The sequence below is a fragment of the Brevibacillus reuszeri genome, from assembly GCF_002897295.1.
GTDB lineage: Bacteria > Bacillota > Bacilli > Brevibacillales > Brevibacillaceae > Brevibacillus > Brevibacillus reuszeri_A.
In genome coordinates this window covers 201,310-219,626 of the sequence record NZ_BEXF01000005.1, presented here as the reverse complement: position 1 = coordinate 219,626, position 18,317 = coordinate 201,310, and the positions used below count along the sequence as shown (strand labels likewise).

The 18,317-nt window shown below is 44.2% G+C and carries 23 protein-coding genes; 5 read left to right on the top strand and 18 right to left on the bottom strand.

Annotated elements, in window-relative coordinates; all coding sequences use genetic code 11:
• Nucleotides 1-152: 152 nt before the first annotated feature.
• The 10 genes from glnA to C3B52_RS10645 form a co-directional block, all read right to left on the bottom strand.
• Nucleotides 153-1,487 carry a type I glutamate--ammonia ligase gene (gene glnA / locus C3B52_RS10685; protein WP_103106064.1) on the bottom strand — a complete coding sequence of 445 codons (1,335 nt, stop codon included), beginning with the start codon at nt 1,485-1,487 and terminating at the stop codon, nt 153-155.
• A gap of 34 nt (nt 1,488-1,521) precedes the next feature.
• Nucleotides 1,522-1,932, bottom strand: coding sequence for a MerR family transcriptional regulator (locus C3B52_RS10680; RefSeq protein WP_103106063.1), 411 nt, complete (start codon nt 1,930-1,932; stop codon nt 1,522-1,524).
• 234 nt (nt 1,933-2,166) lie between these two features.
• Nucleotides 2,167-3,447, bottom strand: a complete 1,281-nt coding sequence (locus C3B52_RS10675) for a methionine gamma-lyase family protein (RefSeq protein ID WP_103106062.1) — start codon at nt 3,445-3,447, stop codon at nt 2,167-2,169.
• Nucleotides 3,448-3,455: 8 nt separating this feature from the next.
• Nucleotides 3,456-4,748 carry a GTPase HflX gene (gene hflX, locus C3B52_RS10670; protein ID WP_103106061.1) on the bottom strand — a complete coding sequence of 431 codons (1,293 nt, stop codon included), beginning with the start codon at nt 4,746-4,748 and terminating at the stop codon, nt 3,456-3,458.
• A gap of 242 nt (nt 4,749-4,990) precedes the next feature.
• Nucleotides 4,991-5,248, bottom strand: a complete 258-nt coding sequence (locus C3B52_RS10665; RefSeq protein ID WP_103106060.1) for a hypothetical protein — start codon at nt 5,246-5,248, stop codon at nt 4,991-4,993.
• Nucleotides 5,249-5,416: 168 nt separating this feature from the next.
• Nucleotides 5,417-6,040 (bottom strand): hypothetical protein, encoded by a 624-nt coding sequence (locus C3B52_RS10660; protein ID WP_164684742.1) that lies wholly within the window; start codon nt 6,038-6,040, stop codon nt 5,417-5,419.
• 274 nt (nt 6,041-6,314) lie between these two features.
• A complete protein-coding gene (locus C3B52_RS10655) occupies nt 6,315-6,665 on the bottom strand; it encodes a LytTR family transcriptional regulator DNA-binding domain-containing protein (protein WP_103106058.1) in 351 nt (116 codons plus the stop codon).
• A gap of 26 nt (nt 6,666-6,691) precedes the next feature.
• A complete protein-coding gene (locus C3B52_RS36215; RefSeq protein WP_123058854.1) occupies nt 6,692-6,832 on the bottom strand; it encodes an AgrD family cyclic lactone autoinducer peptide in 141 nt (46 codons plus the stop codon).
• Nucleotides 6,816-7,361 (bottom strand): accessory gene regulator ArgB-like protein, encoded by a 546-nt coding sequence (locus C3B52_RS10650; RefSeq protein WP_164684741.1) that lies wholly within the window; start codon nt 7,359-7,361, stop codon nt 6,816-6,818. Before C3B52_RS10650 ends, C3B52_RS36215 begins: the two co-directional genes overlap by 17 nt.
• The gene (locus C3B52_RS10645; protein WP_103106056.1) at nt 7,354-8,034 is read right to left on the bottom strand and encodes a hypothetical protein; all 681 of its coding nucleotides are present in this window, start codon (nt 8,032-8,034) and stop codon (nt 7,354-7,356) included. The genes C3B52_RS10650 and C3B52_RS10645 overlap by 8 nt, the downstream gene beginning before the upstream one ends.
• 191 nt (nt 8,035-8,225) lie before the next feature.
• Between C3B52_RS10645 and C3B52_RS10640 the strand changes: the two genes are divergently transcribed.
• Complete coding sequence (locus C3B52_RS10640) at nt 8,226-9,161, top strand: AAA family ATPase (protein ID WP_103106192.1); 936 nt, start codon at nt 8,226-8,228, stop codon at nt 9,159-9,161.
• A 32-nt stretch (nt 9,162-9,193) separates the two neighbouring features.
• Here C3B52_RS10640 and C3B52_RS10635 read toward each other — a convergent pair whose 3' ends face one another.
• Entirely contained in the window at nt 9,194-9,955 is a 762-nt protein-coding gene (locus C3B52_RS10635) for a DUF4184 family protein (protein WP_103106055.1), read from the bottom strand.
• Nucleotides 9,956-10,000: 45 nt separating this feature from the next.
• Entirely contained in the window at nt 10,001-10,486 is a 486-nt protein-coding gene (gene infC, locus C3B52_RS10630; RefSeq protein ID WP_103106054.1) for a translation initiation factor IF-3, read from the bottom strand.
• A gap of 179 nt (nt 10,487-10,665) precedes the next feature.
• On the opposite strand from infC, the gene C3B52_RS10625 reads away from it, so the two are divergent.
• Together C3B52_RS10625 and C3B52_RS10620 are read left to right on the top strand one after the other, a co-directional pair.
• Nucleotides 10,666-11,136: a MarR family winged helix-turn-helix transcriptional regulator gene (locus C3B52_RS10625; protein ID WP_103106053.1), complete on the top strand. Its 471-nt coding sequence runs from the start codon at nt 10,666-10,668 to the stop codon at nt 11,134-11,136.
• A gap of 106 nt (nt 11,137-11,242) precedes the next feature.
• Nucleotides 11,243-12,409: a multidrug effflux MFS transporter gene (locus C3B52_RS10620; protein WP_373419717.1), complete on the top strand. Its 1,167-nt coding sequence runs from the start codon at nt 11,243-11,245 to the stop codon at nt 12,407-12,409.
• A gap of 119 nt (nt 12,410-12,528) precedes the next feature.
• Here C3B52_RS10620 and hfq read toward each other — a convergent pair whose 3' ends face one another.
• The 6 genes from hfq to C3B52_RS10590 form a co-directional block, all read right to left on the bottom strand.
• Nucleotides 12,529-12,768 (bottom strand): RNA chaperone Hfq, encoded by a 240-nt coding sequence (gene hfq, locus C3B52_RS10615; RefSeq protein WP_007719110.1) that lies wholly within the window; start codon nt 12,766-12,768, stop codon nt 12,529-12,531.
• A gap of 29 nt (nt 12,769-12,797) precedes the next feature.
• Nucleotides 12,798-13,757 (bottom strand): tRNA (adenosine(37)-N6)-dimethylallyltransferase MiaA, encoded by a 960-nt coding sequence (miaA, locus tag C3B52_RS10610; RefSeq protein WP_103106051.1) that lies wholly within the window; start codon nt 13,755-13,757, stop codon nt 12,798-12,800.
• Nucleotides 13,754-14,539 (bottom strand): class I SAM-dependent methyltransferase, encoded by a 786-nt coding sequence (locus tag C3B52_RS10605; protein ID WP_103106050.1) that lies wholly within the window; start codon nt 14,537-14,539, stop codon nt 13,754-13,756. The genes miaA and C3B52_RS10605 overlap by 4 nt, the downstream gene beginning before the upstream one ends.
• A 221-nt stretch (nt 14,540-14,760) precedes the next feature.
• The gene (locus C3B52_RS10600; RefSeq protein ID WP_103106049.1) at nt 14,761-15,270 is read right to left on the bottom strand and encodes a GNAT family N-acetyltransferase; all 510 of its coding nucleotides are present in this window, start codon (nt 15,268-15,270) and stop codon (nt 14,761-14,763) included.
• Nucleotides 15,271-15,408: 138 nt separating this feature from the next.
• The gene (locus tag C3B52_RS10595; protein ID WP_103106048.1) at nt 15,409-15,906 is read right to left on the bottom strand and encodes an immunoglobulin-like domain-containing protein; all 498 of its coding nucleotides are present in this window, start codon (nt 15,904-15,906) and stop codon (nt 15,409-15,411) included.
• 87 nt (nt 15,907-15,993) lie between these two features.
• Nucleotides 15,994-16,599 (bottom strand): TetR/AcrR family transcriptional regulator, encoded by a 606-nt coding sequence (locus tag C3B52_RS10590; protein ID WP_103106047.1) that lies wholly within the window; start codon nt 16,597-16,599, stop codon nt 15,994-15,996.
• A 435-nt stretch (nt 16,600-17,034) separates the two neighbouring features.
• Here C3B52_RS10590 and C3B52_RS10580 point away from each other — a divergent pair, with 435 nt between their 5' ends.
• Entirely contained in the window at nt 17,035-17,391 is a 357-nt protein-coding gene (locus C3B52_RS10580; protein ID WP_103106045.1) for a group I truncated hemoglobin, read from the top strand.
• A gap of 272 nt (nt 17,392-17,663) precedes the next feature.
• Nucleotides 17,664-18,281, top strand: coding sequence for a class I SAM-dependent methyltransferase (locus tag C3B52_RS10575; RefSeq protein WP_103106044.1), 618 nt, complete (start codon nt 17,664-17,666; stop codon nt 18,279-18,281).
• The last annotated feature ends 36 nt before the right edge of the window (nt 18,282-18,317 follow it).

Here is an 18,317-nt window from a genome sequence, read left to right as displayed (position 1 = left end):
ACAGGACATCGCTTTTAGTTCCGCACTTAGCCCCCTACTGCCCTACTCGAGATTCCAACAATCTCTAGCGGTCAAATCAATGTGAAAAAATGAATGTCTACCCACAAAAAGAAAAAACCCCTCGCACCGAGTGGCACAAGGGGTAAAGCCTATTAGTAAGTGCTCATGTACTGCTCGCGCTCCCAAGCATGGACGCGAGTACGGAACATATCCCACTCAATTTCTTTTGCTTCGATGAAGTGGATCAGAGCGTGTTCACCCAGAGCTTCGCAAATGACAGAGTCTGCCTTGAGGCATTCAATTGCTTCCTTCAAGGTAGCTGGCAAGCTGGAAATTCCGTTTTCTTCACGTTCTTCTTCGTTCATCACGTAGATGTTGCGATCAATTGCAGGTGGCGCTGCCAATTTGTTTTTGATTCCGTCCAAGCCCGCTTTCAGCATAACCGCCAAAGCGAGGTATGGGTTTGTAGCCGGGTCTGGGCTACGCACTTCAATACGCGTGCTTACACCGCGAGAAGACGGAATACGAATCAATGGAGAACGGTTTTTAGCAGACCAAGCTACATAGCAAGGTGCTTCGTAACCAGGAACGAGACGCTTGTACGAGTTTACCAATGGATTCGTGATCGCAGTGAATCCACGTGCGTGCAGCAAAATACCAGCCAGGTAGTGCTTCGCTGTCTCGCTCAAGCCGAGTTCATCAGACTCGTCGAAAAATACGTTTTGGTTACCACGGAAGAGAGATTGGTTCGCGTGCATTCCGGAGCCAGCTACACCGTACAGTGGTTTTGGCATGAATGTCGCGTGCAAACCATGTTTATGAGCAATTGTTTTTACAACCAGCTTGAAAGTCAAGATCTGGTCAGCAGCATGCAAAGCGTTAGCGTACTTGAAATCGATCTCGTGTTGACCTGGAGCTACTTCATGGTGGGAAGCTTCGATTTCAAAGCCCATTTTCTCCAGAGTCAAAACGATATCGCGACGGCAGTTTTCACCGAGGTCGAGTGGTGCGAAGTCGAAGTAACCACCTTGGTCATTCAGATCAAGAGTTGGTTCGCCTTTTTCATCCAGCTTGAACAGGAAGAACTCAGGCTCTGGACCTACGTTAAACGCTGTATAGCCCATTTCTTCCGCTTCTTTCAACGCACGCTTCAAAATATAGCGCGGGTCTCCCTCGAAAGGTGTGCCGTCTGGATTGTAGATATCACAGATCAGGCGCGCAACCTTGCCATGCTCATTACCCCAAGGGAAGACAACCCACGTATCCAGATCCGGCACCAAATACATATCGGATTCCTCGATGCGTACGAAACCTTCAATGGAAGAGCCGTCGAACATCATCTTGTTGTCGAGTGCTTTAGGAAGCTGGGAAGAAGGAATCTCAACGTTCTTAATCACACCGAGCAAATCGGTAAACTGAAGTCGGATGTACCTTACGTCCTCTTCTTGTGCCAAACGCATAATGTCTTCTCTTGTAAACTTGCTCAAATTTCTCTCCTCCTGTCTCTATAACGGCTTTATATCAGTGGAAGAAGCGCGAAAGCTCTCCACGTATCAATGCACCCTCGCCATGACGAGAAGCATTGCGATACATGATCTGTTGCCTTAGGAGCTGATGTAGGTCCTTATCAGACATCTCTTTTCGTTTGGTCTCAGACGTGGTTGTAATCTCTGTCTGTACCGGTGTAGGGTCGTTCAATTGCAGTACTTGCTTGATGCCTGCAATATTCAGCCCTTTTTCAATCAGTGCCTTAATCTCCAGCAAACGATCTACATCATTGAAGGAAAAAAGCCTCTGCTTCCCTTCGGTGCGGGCTGGTTGAATGAGGTCGTTTTGTTCGTAGTAGCGTATCTGCCTCGCAGTTAGATCCGTCAATTTCATGACGATCCCAATGGGAAAGAGGGCCATATTACGGCGAGTATCATCACCCATGACTCGTCCCTCCTCTATCGTGTTCCTCATGCCTTATTCTATTCAAAACTTAAATCCCTGTCAACGGATGTTATAAAATATTACATGAAAATGTACCTTCAAACTAGAAACTACAATTTCGCCATGCCTTTTGGCGGAATCCGAGGCTGTACTCCTCTTCTTCCAGTTCAATCTGCACAAAAAAACAGTGACTATCCCTTTCAACCGCGGGAAATCACTGTTTGATGTGCTTTTTTACTGCTCACCTGGCAAGTGCAGCAATCCTTTTTCAAGCATGCCATTAAGAGCAGTTATGATACCCACTTTTACGTGCGAGTAGGTTAAACCGCCTTGGACAAATCCCAAGTAAGGCGGACGAATGGGACCATCTGCCGAAAACTCGATGCTTGCCCCTTGGATGAAGGTTCCCGCAGCCATGATGACAGGGTCCGCATATCCTGGCATTTCACTAGGATACGGAGTTACGTGGGAGTCCACTGGTGCTGATTTTTGAATCCCCTGGCAAAAGGCAATCAGTCGTTCAGCCGAACCGAATTCAACTGATTGAATCAAATCGGTACGCGGTTCATGCCAAAGCGGGTTGGTTCGGAAGCCTAGACGCTCCAGTAGCGCTGAAGAAAATACTGCTCCCTTTAATGCTTCGCCCACTACGTGAGGAGCGAGGAAAAAGCCTTGGAACATTTCTAGAAGTGAGTATAGGGAAGCTCCGCCCTCTGCCCCAATCCCAGGTGCTGCCATTCGATAAGATGCAAGTTGAACTAAATCTTGACGACCGACGATATACCCACCCGTTTTTACTAGTCCGCCGCCCGGGTTTTTAATTAATGAGCCTGCCATAATATCGGCGCCCACATGCAGAGGTTCGTACTCCTCCGTAAATTCGCCGTAGCAGTTGTCAACAAACACGATCAGTTCAGGCTTCATTTCTTTGACCACCCGAATCATTTCTTGGATCTTCTGGATGGTAAAGGACGGGCGATCCGCATAACCGCGCGAACGCTGAATCCCGATGACCTTTGTCTTATCCGTGATGGCTTCTGCTACTGCGACAAAATCAATATCACCTTCTGGTGTAAGCGGTACATAGCTGTAGCCAATCCCGTAATCCTTGAGCGATCCTTGACCTTCGCCACGAACGCCAACAACTTCTTCCAACGTATCATACGGTTTGCCCGTAATGTAGAGCAGATCGTCACCAGGACGCAGAATTCCGAACAACGATATTGCAATCGCATGTGTCCCAGAAATAATGTGCGGTCTGACCAGAGCAGCTTCTCCGCCAAAAACATCTGCATAAATGGACTCCAGTGTGGAGCGTCCAGAGTCATCATAACCGTAACCGGTAGATGGAGAAAAATGGAATTCATTTACTTCATGCTTTTGAAAGGAACGCAGCACTTTTAGTTGGCTCGTGTCCACCATCGCTGCAATTTGTCTGTGTCGTTCTGATATGGTTGCTTCCACTTCCATAACAAGTGGACGAAGCTTTTCACCATGAGAAAAAAAGGAAAACATCAGTTATCTTACCAACTCTCTTCAACAGTCTCTGGTTTATCCAGGAGGAAAGGAGCAATCCGCCCATAAATCGGATGATCCCGATTCACACGTACCGTAACCCGGTAGGATTCTTCCTCTTCATTAAATTGTTGATCGATTTCTACGCCCTCGCGATGCAATAGCGACAGAATGTCTCCCCGCTCCACAGGAACCTTCAGCGTCATTTCGTTGAAAGAAGCCAGTGCAAAAGATTCGATCCGCTCCATAAGCTTCCTCAGGTCATCCTGTCGCATGGCTGAAATCAAGATCGATTCTTCTGTCCGCGGCAGGTATGTTCCTTCGGGCAAAATATCTTCTTTGTTGAATACAACGAGCTGCGGAATTTCCTCCGCTTTCAACTCACGTAAAATCCTGTCCACGACTTCCATATGAACTTGCAAGTCTGGATGATGGCTATCCACGACATGAAGAATTAAATCCGCTTCCTTTACACCTTCAAGCGTCGAACGGAATGCCGCAACCAAGCTTGTAGGCAGATCTTGAATAAAGCCTACCGTATCAGTCAGAAGCACTTCCAATCCACTCGGCAAGGAAAGCTGACGTGTTGTTGGGTCCAGAGTCGCAAACAATTTGTCTTCTTGAAGTGTGTTTGCTCCGGTCAGCTGATTCAAGATCGTAGACTTTCCGGCGTTCGTGTAGCCTACCAGTGCAACCTGGAAGACATTGTTTTTCTTCCGACGCTCTCGATGAAGCTGTCTGGTTCTTACCGTATCATTCAATTGCTGCTTCAGTTCGCTGATTCGTTTGCGGATATGACGGCGATCGCTCTCCAGCTTGGATTCCCCTGGACCACGCGTCCCGATTCCCCCACCCAGTCGTGAGAGCTGCTTTCCTTGTCCCGCAAGACGTGGCAGCAAATAGTTATACTGAGCCAGCTCAACTTGGATTTTCCCTTCACGCGATTGTGCACGGCCAGCAAAAATATCCAGAATGAGTTGTGTTCTGTCAATTACTTTGCAATCGAATACTTTATCCAGATTGCGTGTCTGACTAGGCGATAGCTCGTCGTTGAAGATAATGACGTCTACATCCAGCTCTTCTGCACGCTTCTCAATTTCATCGATTTTTCCTGTTCCTAAGTACCACGCAGAGTCGACTCTGTCCCTGTTCTGTGTAATCACATCGAGAACCTCTACGCCGGCTGTTGCTGCCAATTCGTGTAGTTCTTCCATAGACAGACGTGTTCGCTCTTCATCCCGGTTATCCAAAAAACAACCGACCAATATCGCTGTTTCTGTTGTTTTGATCAGATCGTTCACCGATTCACGCCCTTTCTTCCCTTATCATACCACATTTTCCCCATTTCGATATCGCTTCCCACTCTGTCAGACAATTTCAGGTAGAGGCTTAAAAATGCTGATCAGGATGCTGTAATATGATAGCCGTGTTTCGTGAAAATGAGTAACCACATTCGTGGCATTCTTATCCTATGTACAGATTTATATTGTTCGTTTTTTGCAAAAGAATTAAGAATCCTCTTTCACAAAATAAAGCAGCCCTGTCATTTTGACAGACTGCTTCTTTCAGGCCATGTATTCAACCTTTCTTTAATGATGACATGTTTATATTTCCCGTTCCCAAGCCGAATGACCTCAAAAATAATATCCTCGACGTTGTATCTGTACCTGCCGCGTCCATCTACTCTGCTCATACCTTCTGCAAGCTGCGAAATGTAGGCGATGTCGTGTGATGTACACACTTCATGCCAGTTATACATCATGTCATCTATCAGAGGCTTATACTTAAATAAACGATACATCGTGGCCCCTCCCCCTAATCGCCCTTTTTTCGACACCCGTTTCCTTTTTCCTACAACCTTATAGTAGCATTGGCACCCCTTTTAAAAGTCTCAATTTTGTCTCATTTCTACCTCACGTTCCTCACAAACAAAAAAAGCCCTAATCATTAGGGCTCTTACTTACTTATTTCATTGCGATTGACGGAAGTCTTTATCAATCACGATTTGGACTTGACCCACATTCTTTTCAATAAATTTCATCAATATAGGTATGGTGCTTCCACTTCGTTCTCCCGGTTCTGTTGGTACACCCAAATAAAATAAGTGTTGTGTATCATTATTTTGGTCATTACTATTTATATTTTCCATTGTCATTATCTCTTGCCCATCATTCTGGATTAAAGAGATTTTAATGACATGAGCTTCATGATCAATCGACGCTCCAAGCAGCTCCTGTATTTTTGAACGCAAGTAACTTGCTACTGCAGGATTCAGCACCCCGCTCACATTCCTTTTAGAGGTACCTTCTACCTGCGCAGTTTTTCCCTTGCAATCTTGTCCTTTGTCAATGAATTCATTTCCCTGATCCTCTTGATGAATCAGCATGACATATTTGAATACCAAAAGCACGATGACGAGAAAAAATAGCAGCATCAAAAAGTTAACATTTTGCACACCATGAAGAAACTCAATCTGAAAATTGATTTGAATGACACCGATAATCATTAAAAATAGTTCTATGATTGCTGCTAAACAAATAAGTATGAAATAGAATCGTTCTAGTGAATTAGGCATGTATTTCAATCTGTTCACTCATCTTCCTTAACGCCATCCCCGAATCATCCTCTCTTGGATTCACAGGATGATTTACGAATGGCTATTTTGCGTTTTAAAGATAACGAGCCATTGACTGCATCTTCCTCCATGCAAACGCTTTAATCAATACCTCCCTGCCTCTATCTTCTCGTACATCCATCATAACATCCTAAAGATTTCCTTTCTTTACAAATTGAACATTTTCGATTTTTCTTGACAAATTGATATCTCTATGAAAATAAAAAGCAACATGCCGACTATACGTAGCATGTTACTTTTTTAATCGCTTAACGTAATTTAGTTTTGAAATATGAACGCGAGCAACGTCAGCAAACTTTGACTGCTTGTTAGGCGTTTCTTCAAAGTACACCTTTTGTGCTTTTTCATCAAATGATACGACTTTGTTCATATTCACGATGTTTCCCACATCTAATTTCTCAAAGCCATAGGGCTTCAAAACCTTTCTCCAATCCTCTAGTGTGGTCAACATGTAATAAACATCATCTTGCGTATGAATCTCTATTTTGTTTTTTGAATGAGAAAGGTATGTGATGTCTTGAGGTAAATCTACCCAGTAAATTCCCTCTTCCTCAAATCCCTTACGGAATAGTGGAATTTTCATGGTTCCTCCACAATACAACCCAAAGTTTATTTTTTATAGAGCTCCTTTGGAGCATCAGGTTGATGTGAAAGACCTGCTGAAAATGGCGTGACGATGATTGTAGCAAGCGCAGCCAGAACCGTGGACGAATAGTATGCCAACGTGGCTTTATTAACGAGTTTCTTCATTTATTTCACCTCCTTTCCAAATAAACGGTAGTAAGCTCAGTGCTTGTACCAAAAACGCCAGCGTTACTTCCGGCAAGCCAATCCAATAATTCGTCGTGACGATAACAAGTGATATCAACTTCAATAGTGGATAATGTTTCCTGGAAAAGATTCTGGACTGATTTTTCCCCTTAGGTGCAAACAGAAGGATCAAGACAAATGCTGCTGCCAGCAAAATGTCATTTGGCGTGTCATTCAACGGAATCAATGGGATAACTACGGCACCAAAGATACTAACTAGCGTACACTTTTCAGCCGAGTCAAAGTGATAGCCTCCAGAAAATGCTCTCAATGTCATAAAGGAAAGCAGTACAACAATTGTTTGGAAGGCTGTCCCGAGTATAGCAGCAAAAAGAATGGACAAAAAAATCGCTGATCCTGTTCCTATGATCGCAATCAAGGAATATTGCATGACCTCGACGCTTGCCGTTTGTGCCGGGTTTGCTCCTTTTATCGATTTAGCGATATGCAAGGCCATTCTCTCAATCATGCTCTGCCTCATCCTTTTTCGTTGCTAGATAAAAAAGGGTCGCCAAAATACACGCTAGAACAAAAAACGAAATGGTAAAAGTTTTGTTACCCCACATGTTGCCAATAAACAAAATACTTCCGAATGAAACGAATGCAATAAAGGAAGCGATCAGTAATTGTTGATTTTCCTTTTTTCTGTATTCGACTTCCTTTTCGCCGTCAGGAATAAATGCCCACCCTCGATTTAAGTATCGGATAATTCCAATAACGATTGCACACATACAAACCGTGACAATTTGTAGCACATAGCCCATATACGCTAATCCGGTGCCATCTGCTTCCTGTAGCTGATCCAATTGGATTAGACCAAAAGTGTTCATGAGAATAAAGGTAAGTAAATTAATTGCTAAAAACGCACAATATGAGATCACTGCCATGACGATGGAATAAAACCATTGAATGTTCCATAAGAATCGTAAACTGGCAACCATCGTAATAATTTGTACAATAATCGCAAATTCATTTAATTGAAGGGTATAACGAATAAAATGCGAGACTAGGCCTAGAAAAAAGCATAAAAACGCAATTTTCCCTAAATGAATCCGAATTTTCTGTCTGAAGAGTACAAGCATCAGTAAAAAGATGGACACGTACTCTAAAGATGAAAAAAAGAAAAATAGTAACAGTTTCATATGTCTCTCCTGATAGATGATATTTATAGGACAATTGTATCACTTACTGTGACGATTCTCTATATACATAATGCCATATTTCACCAAGAAACGACGTCATCTGATTTTGAAAAATAGGCAGGTTTTCATTCTTGTTTGAGTATACTTTTGTATGATGGTCAAGGCAGGTGACGCATGTGAAGCAAACAGGGATGAGCTCTGCAGCCGATGTAAATGAATCCTCAAACAGCCCGAATCGAATTCAAGTCGTCTTCAATCGCCCTCCTAGCGTGAAGCAACCGCATACTTTGGCTGAAATAGTGCGCGCTACAGCTAATGCCAACTTGGCGACTGTCTTTGATGAGTTAGAGGGCTTGATCGGTTTACACGAAGCGAAAAAAACGATTTACGAAATCTACGCGTTAATGAAAATGAATCAAGAGCGTGAGAAGCATGGTTTGAAGATGGAAAAACAAGTTTTTCATATGGTCTTTAAAGGGAATCCGGGCACAGGAAAGACTACTGTAGCCCGTTTATTTGGGAAAATACTCCGCGAAATGGGCATCTTGTCGAAAGGTCACATGATCGAGGTTGAGCGAGCGGATTTAGTTGGAGAGTTTATCGGACACACAGCACAAAAAACACGTGATCTGGTCAAAAAAGCGCTAGGCGGTATTTTGTTCATTGATGAAGCGTACTCGCTCGCACGTGGCGGGGAAAAAGATTTCGGAAAGGAAGCGATTGACTGTTTGACGAAATCCCTTGAAGATTTAGGCAACGAATTCGTTTGCATTATTGCAGGGTACAATGATGAAATGGATTCCTTTCTTGATCTGAATCCCGGGATGCCGTCCCGCTTCCCCGTACACATCACATTTACGGATTACGACGTTGATGAGCTGCTGGAAATCGCAAACATCATGGCAAAAAACAAAGAATACGAACTCTCCAAAGAAGCAATCGAAAAATTACGAAGAAGACTTGTCGCTGCCCTGCATGATCCTTTTCGTGAAAATTTCAGTAATGCCAGGTTTGTGAGGAACAGTATAGAAAAAGCAATTCGTGTACAGGCGGTAAGAATGCTCAGGATCACGGAACCGACCCGTGATGATCTGGTTACGTTAAAATACGAGGACTTCGCTCTTTAATGAGAAAGCTGAGCCACAAACGATAAAATCCCTCACTTTGGAGGGATTTTTGTTGTATGTAGCCACCAGCTCATGATGACGAGTCCGGCCAGGCTTCCTGATAAAAAGGGGACGACGTGTATGAGAGGCTGCGTAAGTAATAACGTGCCTTTGGCAATTGCCGAGTATAACGCTGCTCCAAAAATACCGATGAGAGCTACCCCTATCCAAAATAGCCATTTCGTCTTTGTATTCACTAGTGGCTTCCAGGCGGATATCGGTAAAGCTCGTCCTTCTTTCCATAATACATACCCAATCGCCAAAAACCCAAGACTCGTACTCCCGTGCTGTAACAGCTTGAACACCGGGATTACTACCCCACCGAGCGTAATGGGCAGCTGTAAAAACCAAATTCTTTCAACAAAATAAGCACCCTGATGTGTGAAAGCATCCCAAAGAACGTGGCTGAAGCTCCCGATAAGCCCAGAGTATCCATAAACGAAAATAGATCTCCACGTACGCCAGTTCCAATCCATCGAATATGTTGCGGACAATCCCCTGCCGACCCATGTGGGCAAGCAAGCAATTAACGGCCTTTTCACGATTCCATGATAGAGCAGAGCTAGCAGCAACACGAGCGGCACATCAAACCAAAGCAGTCCCCACATCGTGTGGCTATACGCACTGAAGGGCTGCATACGGAAAAAGTACTCAAAATCAGGAGCCATACTGCCAAAGACGAGTGCCGTAAAAGAAAACCACTTACTCCTTCGCAAAGGAAGCACAATGGCAGGATGGGCAAATGTAAACGGCATGAATTCACTCTCTTTTCTCCGGTCGGCTTATCATCGTTAGCCCCTCTAGTTCGGCAGTAGTACAGCCATGACCTGCTTGCCGCTTACCTGGATACCCTTATCCTGTTTTGAACAATGGGCCAAATCACGCACAAGCTGTTCTACCAGCGCCTTCGCTTCCTTGCTTTCCTTTTTTTCCAACCGAACGAGTAAATGAACACAATCTCCTGAGGAAAGTATACGCTCCGCTTGTCGTTTTTTGGTATCATAATCATGATCCTCGATAAACGCACTTAGACGGATCTCTTTTACCTTTGCACCCTTTTCTGCTTTTCTATTTTTCGAGCTTTCTTTTTCGACTTGTTGTTTATAATCGGAGCGACCTACTAATTGGCACAAAGGAGGACTGCTAAGAAGCGAGGTACATACCAGATCCACTCGGAGCTCCTTTGCCATCTGCAATGCTTTTTTCGTTGCAACAATGCCTAGGTCTTCTCCATCTATACCTGTGAGCTGAACCTCTTCAGCCTTTATTTTTTCATTCATGATCATCATCATTATCACCTAAAGCCTTTCACCAGTTTTGTCTGGGAGATCAGAAGATCTTCTACATAATGCTGCGAATCTCCTCCCTTTTTACACAATGGAGTACATTCGAAAGTATTGACACTCGATTGAGAATCATTTACATTAACGCTTAGTTAGCCAGCTAACAAACCGGAGGTACTGCTGTGGAATTTGATTACTCTCAAGCCTTGACTCATACGATGGGTCACGTCATGAAGCTTCATCGCGCAAATGTTGAATTTCTGATTCAAGAATACGACGTCTATCCTGGTCAGCCTATCTTGCTTATGCGTTTGGCAAATACAGATGGGTTAATTCAAAAAGAGCTTGCCCGGCGCATCTCAGTAAAGCCTGCGACTTTGACCGTAATGATTAACCGCATGGAAAAGTCCGGTCTCGTCGTTCGCAAGCCTGATGAGCGAGATCAACGAATTTCTCGTGTGTTTTTGACAGACAAGGGTCGTATTGCCAGTCAAGCAGTGAAGGAAGCCCTGCGCGTATTGGAAATTCAATGTTACGAAGGTTTCACCTCCGAGGAAAAACAAGTACTTGCCGGGATGCTGGATCGAATGCATACGAATATGCAGACGTTTTATTTGGAAAACAACCCGCAACCACCCGAACCAAAGAAATAGTCGATTCTTTGGTTCTTGAAAGAAAGGATGGAAGAACCATTTGAGTAATCTTGCCAGAGAATTAGATTCAACGTCACTTGCGGGGAATAAATCACGTAGGCTCTGGATGGCCGTTATCTTGGGCTCTCTTTCAGCTTTTGGACCACTTTCACTCGATATGTACTTGCCAGCCCTGCCGATGCTGGAAGGCGATTTGCAAACGACGACCTCCATGGCCCAGCTGAGTTTAACTGCCTGTCTGATCGGCCTGTCAGTCGGTCAATTGTTCGCTGGACCACTAAGCGATGTTCGAGGAAGGCGTCTGCCTCTGCTCATCGGGCTGATTCTGTACGCCATATCATCCTTTTTATGCGCGATCGCCCCCTCCATTTGGACCTTCGTACTCCTACGGTTTGTTCAAGGGATGGCGGGATCAGCAGGAATCGTAATTGCCCGTGCTACTGTCAGGGACTTGTATTCAGGAACGGAGTTAACCAAGTTCTTTGCTCTATTGATGTTGATTAATGGTATTGCACCGATTGCCGCCCCCATTGCAGGAGGGCAGCTGTTGCAGGTAACGACTTGGCACGGTGTCTTTGTCGTGCTGGGTTTAATCGGTGTCATTATGTTTTTTACGGTTTTATTGGGTCTGCCCGAAACACTGCCGTCAGATAGACGCTCCAAGGCAGGATTTGGCAATACGCTCGCAACCTTTTCCAATCTGTTCAAGGATCGCGTGTTTATGGGCTACGCGCTTTCTCAAGGTCTCGTAACCGCTGCCATGTTCGCCTATATTTCCGGCTCTCCCTTTGTCTTTCAGCAAATCTTCGGCGTGTCCCCACAGGGCTTTAGTTTGATTTTTGCTACAAATGGGGTCGGTATTATCCTTGCCAGTCAAATAACAGGCAAGCTTGCAGGGAAAGTAAAGGAAACGACTCTGTTTGTGTTTGGGATTTCCATGGCCGCCATTGGAGGTATCACACTTCTTACCATGATTCTTTTGGACGCTGGACTCGTCGCAGTCCTGATCCCTCTCTTTTTTGTTGTATCAAGTGTCGGGATTGTCGGGGCGACTGGCTTTTCATTGGCTATGCAAAATCAAAGCAAAGCAGCAGGAAGTGCCTCCGCTCTTCAAGGCTTGCTTTCCTTTATTAGTGGAGGAATTGTGGCACCGCTCGTCGGGATCGCCGGAAACCAGACAGCGGTTCCCATGGGCATTGTTATTACTGCTGCTACTATCGGTTCAATTCTCTGCTATACGTTCATGATTCGTGCGAAAAAAACTGTTTCGTAAAACCGGCCTCACCATAGCACGATACCTGGGATAAGGAACTACTCCTTATCCTTTTTGGCATTTGCACAAAAAGAAAAGAGCCAGGATCACGAGTATCCTGGCTGGGTGCAGTGCACGTACTACTGTTGGTTGTTTTCCTGTGACATCAAAGACACTGGACGTTGCGGAGTGAAAGTGGAGATCGCGTGCTTGTATACCAACTGTTGCTTACCTTCGCTATCAATCACGATAGTGAAATTATCGAACGCTTTAATATACCCGCGCAATTGAAAACCGTTCACCAGGTAAATGGTGACCGCGATATTTTCTTTCCGCAAATGGTTCAAGAACGTATCTTGAATGTTGATCGTCTGTTTCATGTACACTACCCCCTAAAAGGACTTGTATGTTATATATTCGGCAATTGTTGAAACTTTCCTGCCAATATCTGCTTGATAGTTTGCACGTTATTCGGCTGTTCTGCCGGATCTGTCATGTCAAACCACTGGATTTCGGGCATACGGCGGAACCACGAAAGCTGCCGTTTTGCAAAATTTCTTGTACGCTTTTGGATATCGTTGATCGCCTTCTCAAGCGTGATCTCCCCGTACAGGTAGGGAATCAGTTCCTTGTATCCGAGTCCTTGCATGGAGACTAGCGAAGGATCATACCCGCGGTCAAGCAAGCCCCTCACTTCCTCGATCAAGCCAGCTTCGATCATCAACTCTACACGATGATTGATCCGCTCATACAATTTGGCACGGTCCATGGTTAGGCCGACAATGACCACATCGTATGGGGAATGCTGAGCCCGGAGCTGAAAATCGGACATTTTATATCCGCTGCTCTCGTAAATTTCGATCGCGCGAATCACTCGTTTTACATCATTCGGATGCAATCGTTCCGCAGTGATGGGATCAATGGCAGCCAGCCTGGCATGAAGAGCTTCTGCTCCTTCTGTATCAGCCATACGCTGTAATTGTTCCCTTAGTTCTGGATCTTGTGAGGTCGTCGAAAATTGGAAACGATGCGTTACCGATTCTATGTAGAGACCCGTTCCACCTACTATGAACGGAAGACGTCCACGTTGGTTAATATCCGTAATGAGGCGGGTTGTACTCTCTTGAAAAATAGCAACCGAGTACTCCTCATCGGGATCTTTAATATCAATGAGATGATGCGGCACCGTAGCCAGCTCGCTGGGACTCGCTTTTGCTGTCCCAATGTCCATTCCACGGTAGACCTGCATAGAATCTCCGGAAATGATCTCACCGTCGAACTGATCAGCCAGCTCTAGGCTCAGATTGGTTTTACCTACGGCTGTTGGTCCAACGATGACAACAAGCTTTTCTCTTTGCTGCAAGGTCACTCCCCTCCACCTATCTCTTTGTAGCTGTACACGACCTGTTGGCCGCCAGAGCGATATGGGGTAAAACCAAAACGCTCATACATCCTGCCTGTCTTGCCTTCTTTACATACTACGCGTTTTCTGGCCACTCGCAAAGCTTCCGTCACAGCCTCCTCATGAAGCGACTGTTGATTGGCAAACTCACGAACCCCAGCAATTCCTGAAGAGCTCTGCACCGTTATTTCAAACATGGGGTCAAAATAAACGACATCAAAGGATCGATCAGGAAGTCTTTTCAGCTCCTCCAGATGGTTTGCATGTCGCACCTCAATGCGACGCATCGCCTCCACCAGAGCATCTGAGTCAGAAGACCAATGCCGCAGTCCATCTTCTACTAGGATGGCAAGCACTCGCTCAGATTCGATGCCAACTACTTTTCCATGCACTCCAGTCGCATGTGAAAAGACGATGGCGTCAGCCCCTAAACCCAAAGTCGCATCCAGCACAGTGTCTCCTGGTTGAATTTGGCAAACAGCAAGCATAGTATCAGTATCGCCGCGCATAAGCCGCTTTATACGAAAAGCAGATGTGTTCGGATGAAAAAAGAACGGCTTTTTCCCCGGTACTTCCAGTCGTGCACCTTGCGCGGAAACAACCAATACTTCTTGGTCATTCTGTCGTTTTCTAAGCTCGCCAAGGGAAAGATCGCCGCGCTTCACGACTTGCAGGCCAAAGGTTTCAGCTAATTTTGCTGCATGGCGCAAGGTTTCTTGAGCAGGCTCAAGTCCTGTCGTAACAATCACGTACTCGGTCCCTTTCTTACGTTTCGTCCACGTCAGACGGAAACTCTTTTATTGTAAGCAGGATTATTTTGGCGGTCAAATAGAATCTGAGCCAAACTGTTTCCTTCCACTTCCTTATCATATCATGTTTTCATTCCCACGCGTCGGGCTCAAGAAGGATTTCCCATTGACGCCAATTGGCCTACGCGAAAAAGACCCCCTGGAATCGAGAGCCTTACAGGTTAATCCTTTTTGGCATGAACGGAGTAAATCAGCGTTTCTCGGTTGTTTATCCGTGTTTCTTTTTCAAAGGACATTCCGATTCGCTTAGCTACCCCCTTGGATGGCAGATTCGGCTTGTAAATCATGGAGATGAGCCTGCTTCGCTTCATGGTGGTGAAGCCATACTCTTTAACCGCCATTGCAGCCTCTGTTGCCAATCCTTTTCCCCAGTGCGCTCGCACAAACAAATAACCAATTTCCATTTCACTTCTCTCATCAACTGTCTGTGGAACAATCCCACACTGTCCGACAAACGTCCCCTCTTCCTTTAACTCACAAATCCATAAACCAGTACCATGCTTCTCATAATTACCTAGGTTCCATTGAATCCAGCTTCTTGCTTGCTCACGCGTCTTGGTCGAAGGGTAATACTGCATCGCCACCGGGTCAGAAAAAATCTGCATGAGATGATCTTCATCATTCTCATTCATTTGCCTGAACGCTAAACGATCCGTCTCCATAATGTACATCTTCTTTTGTCCCTCCTCAGCTTGATGATTTTCTCATAGCCCAATTTTCGTCTCCCTTTATAAGAAATGAAAACACCACAGAACAACTCCGTGGTGTGGGCACTCTCCATAAATCAGTAAGTTGAAGAATGATGAAACTTATTTATTTCCATTCGCTTCTTCGATGGTAAAGTAACTTGCTAAAATACGCTCGTTTCCATCCGCATAAAAAGATTTGATTACTCTGTATTCTCCGGGTGATATGACATAGTCAAAATCACTCCAGTTGATTTTCTGTTCATGTGTTTGATTCGGCGCAAGCACCAACCCTATTTCTGCAAATGCGATGTCCGATCTGAACGGGATTTCATACCAGGTACCTTGTTCCCGTTTTTCAAGCGTGTAAGGAAGCCCAAAGTTAAATGTAGCTGTCCCGTTATTTTTGATTTCTATCGTTACTTCCTCATTTGCAGATGAATACGCTGCTTTATCCGCATGCATTTCTATATGCCGATCCTGTTCAATAATGGTGCTCGGTACATCTTTATGGATCGATTGTTTGGATAGCTTGGTTTGAATCTGTTGCTCGCTAGAAGAACAGCCTGATATCATGACGAGTGACAATACGGTCAGTATCATCCATTTGCGAATGTTCATTCATTTCCCCCCTGTTTATAAGGACGAAAATGAATGATTTCTGTTTCAAGATCAACCCGAAATATTTCCTGAAATACTGTATCCTTCCTATTTTTTCTCAGAACGTACCTGCATTCCATACAATAGCAACCGCACAATTTCAGCAGCGAGTTCCTCAGGATGTCTTCGTCTCTCGAATAAATGAATAATCGTTACACGTTCGATAATCCCTACCAAGCTTTCTGCAACAATGCTCATGTCCATTTCATTTGTAAAATACCCGTCCTGCTGCTCTGCTGTCAGGTTCACTTCTAACAAGGCAGCAAGCTCCTTCTTTATTTCCTCTGACTTCGGGGAAACAATCAGTCCAATTCGCGTCAGGTGCGGATTCTCATTAAAAAAATGCAAAATGGCCGACAATCCCAGTTTAATTCGATCTGATACGTATTCTTTTTCTATACCCGGGTCTAGTCTGCTGCTTTTTACCAGCCTAAACAGATTGGCTTGAAACGAATCTACCAGCTCTTGAAAAATAGCCTCTTTGTTTCGAAAGTATAAGTAAAAAGTAGGCTGGGTTAATCCTGCTCGATTGACAATCGTACTTATTTTAGTGTCATGAAAGCCGTTTAAGGCAAATTCTTCAGTAGCGATCGCAAGCAACAAAGCCCGACTTTGGGTTCCTATGGCTCCCTTTTTCCGACCTCTTTGCGCCATATAAAACATCTCCAGCATCTGTAATAAATATTACTTTATAGTAATATGCCTCGTTGGAAGAATCAACCTTATCAGCAAAAGGATCTCCAAAAATAGTATGATAATATATGCTAGTAATCGCATCAGAAAACGTCTTGACGAGGTGGAAAGGATGGGAAAAGTGAAGCTAGGTAAGCGAAAGCCTAGCCTGATGAAACGGATATACTTTCAAACCAGCTTTTTCATTCAAATTGCCAGGATAAAGCTTTTACGGGGATGGGATATCGTGAAAAATCCGAAAAAGGTTATTTGCGATAAATTGAACAAAAAAATTAGAAGGATGTATAAATAACATAGACTGAAAAAATGACAGTTGTGTAAAAAGTCAACGCCTAACATAAGTGTCCAGCATTAGTGGAATATCTATGTTGATGTTAATTATCGAGGAGGTCAATGATGGAAACGTTTTATGAGAAGTATGGTGGCGAAGAAACAATATCTAAGGTCGTTGACTACTTCTATGATTTGGTTTTAGCTGACGATACTGTAAACCAGTTTTTCAAAGATACTGATATGGAGAAACAGAGAAAACATCAAACCAAATTCATCAGCTATGCACTTGGTGGTCCAAATCAATACACGGGTCAGTCCATGGCAAAGGTACACGCAGGAATGAATCTGCAACCCGTTCACTTCGATGCCATTGTTAAACACCTTCATGCTGCCCTCACCCACTTTGGTGTAAGTGAAAGAGACATTGACGATGCATTAACCAAAGTCGGGTCGCTGAGAGATGATATTCTGTATAAATAGGTTTTCTGTCATTTTACAGGCCCTCGTATCTGGGGCCTTTTTTCAATAACGCTTTGGAGAATCTTAGAAACACCTTTTGCTCTTTGCCGAAGCAGCTTTTCTTTTTTGCAACAATTGGATAAAATTAGAAAAAACGATATGGTGATTCAATTGGAAATGCTTACACCCAAATTAATAAGTCTTTATTTTTCCACGCCCTGTTTAAAAAGCGTGGATTTTTTCTGGCGAACGATTTTAGTTAATTTTGAAAAGGGAAAGGATAAAATTCGCTTATGAATAACCATTGGAATAAATTAATTTATCGGGTGTGGGCACCGATCTACGATTATTTCTTTAATTCTGGGCCTTTTCTAAAAGCACGGAAAGTGATATTTGAGAACCTCAAAATCACAGCTGACAGTCAGATTCTTTTGGTGGGCGTCGGGACGGGGACAGACTTGCCGTTCATTCATGGAGAAGATATTTCTGTAACGGCAATCGACTTGTCACCCGAAATGCTCGACAAAGCCAAGAACAAATATGATTCTCCATCGATAACGTTCATGATTATGGATGCGCAAGACCTGAAGTTCCCAAGTGGATCGTTTGATTTTGTCATTGCCAATCTTATCTTGTCGGTAGTTCCAGATCCAGATCAATGTTTACGAGAAACGATACGTGTTACCCGTACTGGTGGTCTGATCGTAATTTTTGATAAATTTGTGCCTCCAAATCAAAAGCTGTCTATCATCAAAAAAATCATGCGTCCTGTCATTGGAATGATGGGGACGGATATAGGACGTCGTTTTGAACATATCGTGATGCCCTATGCGGAAAGCGTGGTAATAGAGGAAAACTCACCTGTCCTATTCGACGGTATGTACCGAAAAATTGTGCTTCGTAAGAAATAAAAAGCACCCCAAATCGTTTCGAAACGGTCTGGGGCG

Excerpts from the sequence above, each read along its gene's own strand:
- C3B52_RS10680 (WP_103106063.1), bottom strand. The coding sequence starts at position 1,932 with ATGGGTGATGATACTCGCCGTAATATGGCCCTCTTTCCCATTGGGATC.
- C3B52_RS10675 (WP_103106062.1), bottom strand. The coding sequence starts at position 3,447 with ATGTTTTCCTTTTTTTCTCATGGTGAAAAGCTTCGTCCACTTGTTATG.
- C3B52_RS10665 (WP_103106060.1), bottom strand. The coding sequence starts at position 5,248 with ATGTATCGTTTATTTAAGTATAAGCCTCTGATAGATGACATGATGTAT.
- C3B52_RS10655 (WP_103106058.1), bottom strand. The coding sequence starts at position 6,665 with ATGAAAATTCCACTATTCCGTAAGGGATTTGAGGAAGAGGGAATTTAC.
- C3B52_RS36215 (WP_123058854.1), bottom strand. The coding sequence starts at position 6,832 with ATGAAGAAACTCGTTAATAAAGCCACGTTGGCATACTATTCGTCCACG.
- C3B52_RS10650 (WP_164684741.1), bottom strand. The coding sequence starts at position 7,361 with ATGATTGAGAGAATGGCCTTGCATATCGCTAAATCGATAAAAGGAGCA.
- C3B52_RS10645 (WP_103106056.1), bottom strand. The coding sequence starts at position 8,034 with ATGAAACTGTTACTATTTTTCTTTTTTTCATCTTTAGAGTACGTGTCC.
- C3B52_RS10640 (WP_103106192.1), top strand. The coding sequence starts at position 8,226 with ATGAGCTCTGCAGCCGATGTAAATGAATCCTCAAACAGCCCGAATCGA.
- C3B52_RS10635 (WP_103106055.1), bottom strand. The coding sequence starts at position 9,955 with ATGCCGTTTACATTTGCCCATCCTGCCATTGTGCTTCCTTTGCGAAGG.
- infC (WP_103106054.1), bottom strand. The coding sequence starts at position 10,486 with ATGATCATGAATGAAAAAATAAAGGCTGAAGAGGTTCAGCTCACAGGT.
- C3B52_RS10620 (WP_373419717.1), top strand. The coding sequence starts at position 11,243 with ATGGCCGTTATCTTGGGCTCTCTTTCAGCTTTTGGACCACTTTCACTC.
- hfq (WP_007719110.1), bottom strand. The coding sequence starts at position 12,768 with ATGAAACAGACGATCAACATTCAAGATACGTTCTTGAACCATTTGCGG.
- C3B52_RS10600 (WP_103106049.1), bottom strand. The coding sequence starts at position 15,270 with ATGTACATTATGGAGACGGATCGTTTAGCGTTCAGGCAAATGAATGAG.
- C3B52_RS10595 (WP_103106048.1), bottom strand. The coding sequence starts at position 15,906 with ATGAACATTCGCAAATGGATGATACTGACCGTATTGTCACTCGTCATG.
- C3B52_RS10590 (WP_103106047.1), bottom strand. The coding sequence starts at position 16,599 with ATGGCGCAAAGAGGTCGGAAAAAGGGAGCCATAGGAACCCAAAGTCGG.
- C3B52_RS10580 (WP_103106045.1), top strand. The coding sequence starts at position 17,035 with ATGGAAACGTTTTATGAGAAGTATGGTGGCGAAGAAACAATATCTAAG.
- C3B52_RS10575 (WP_103106044.1), top strand. The coding sequence starts at position 17,664 with ATGAATAACCATTGGAATAAATTAATTTATCGGGTGTGGGCACCGATC.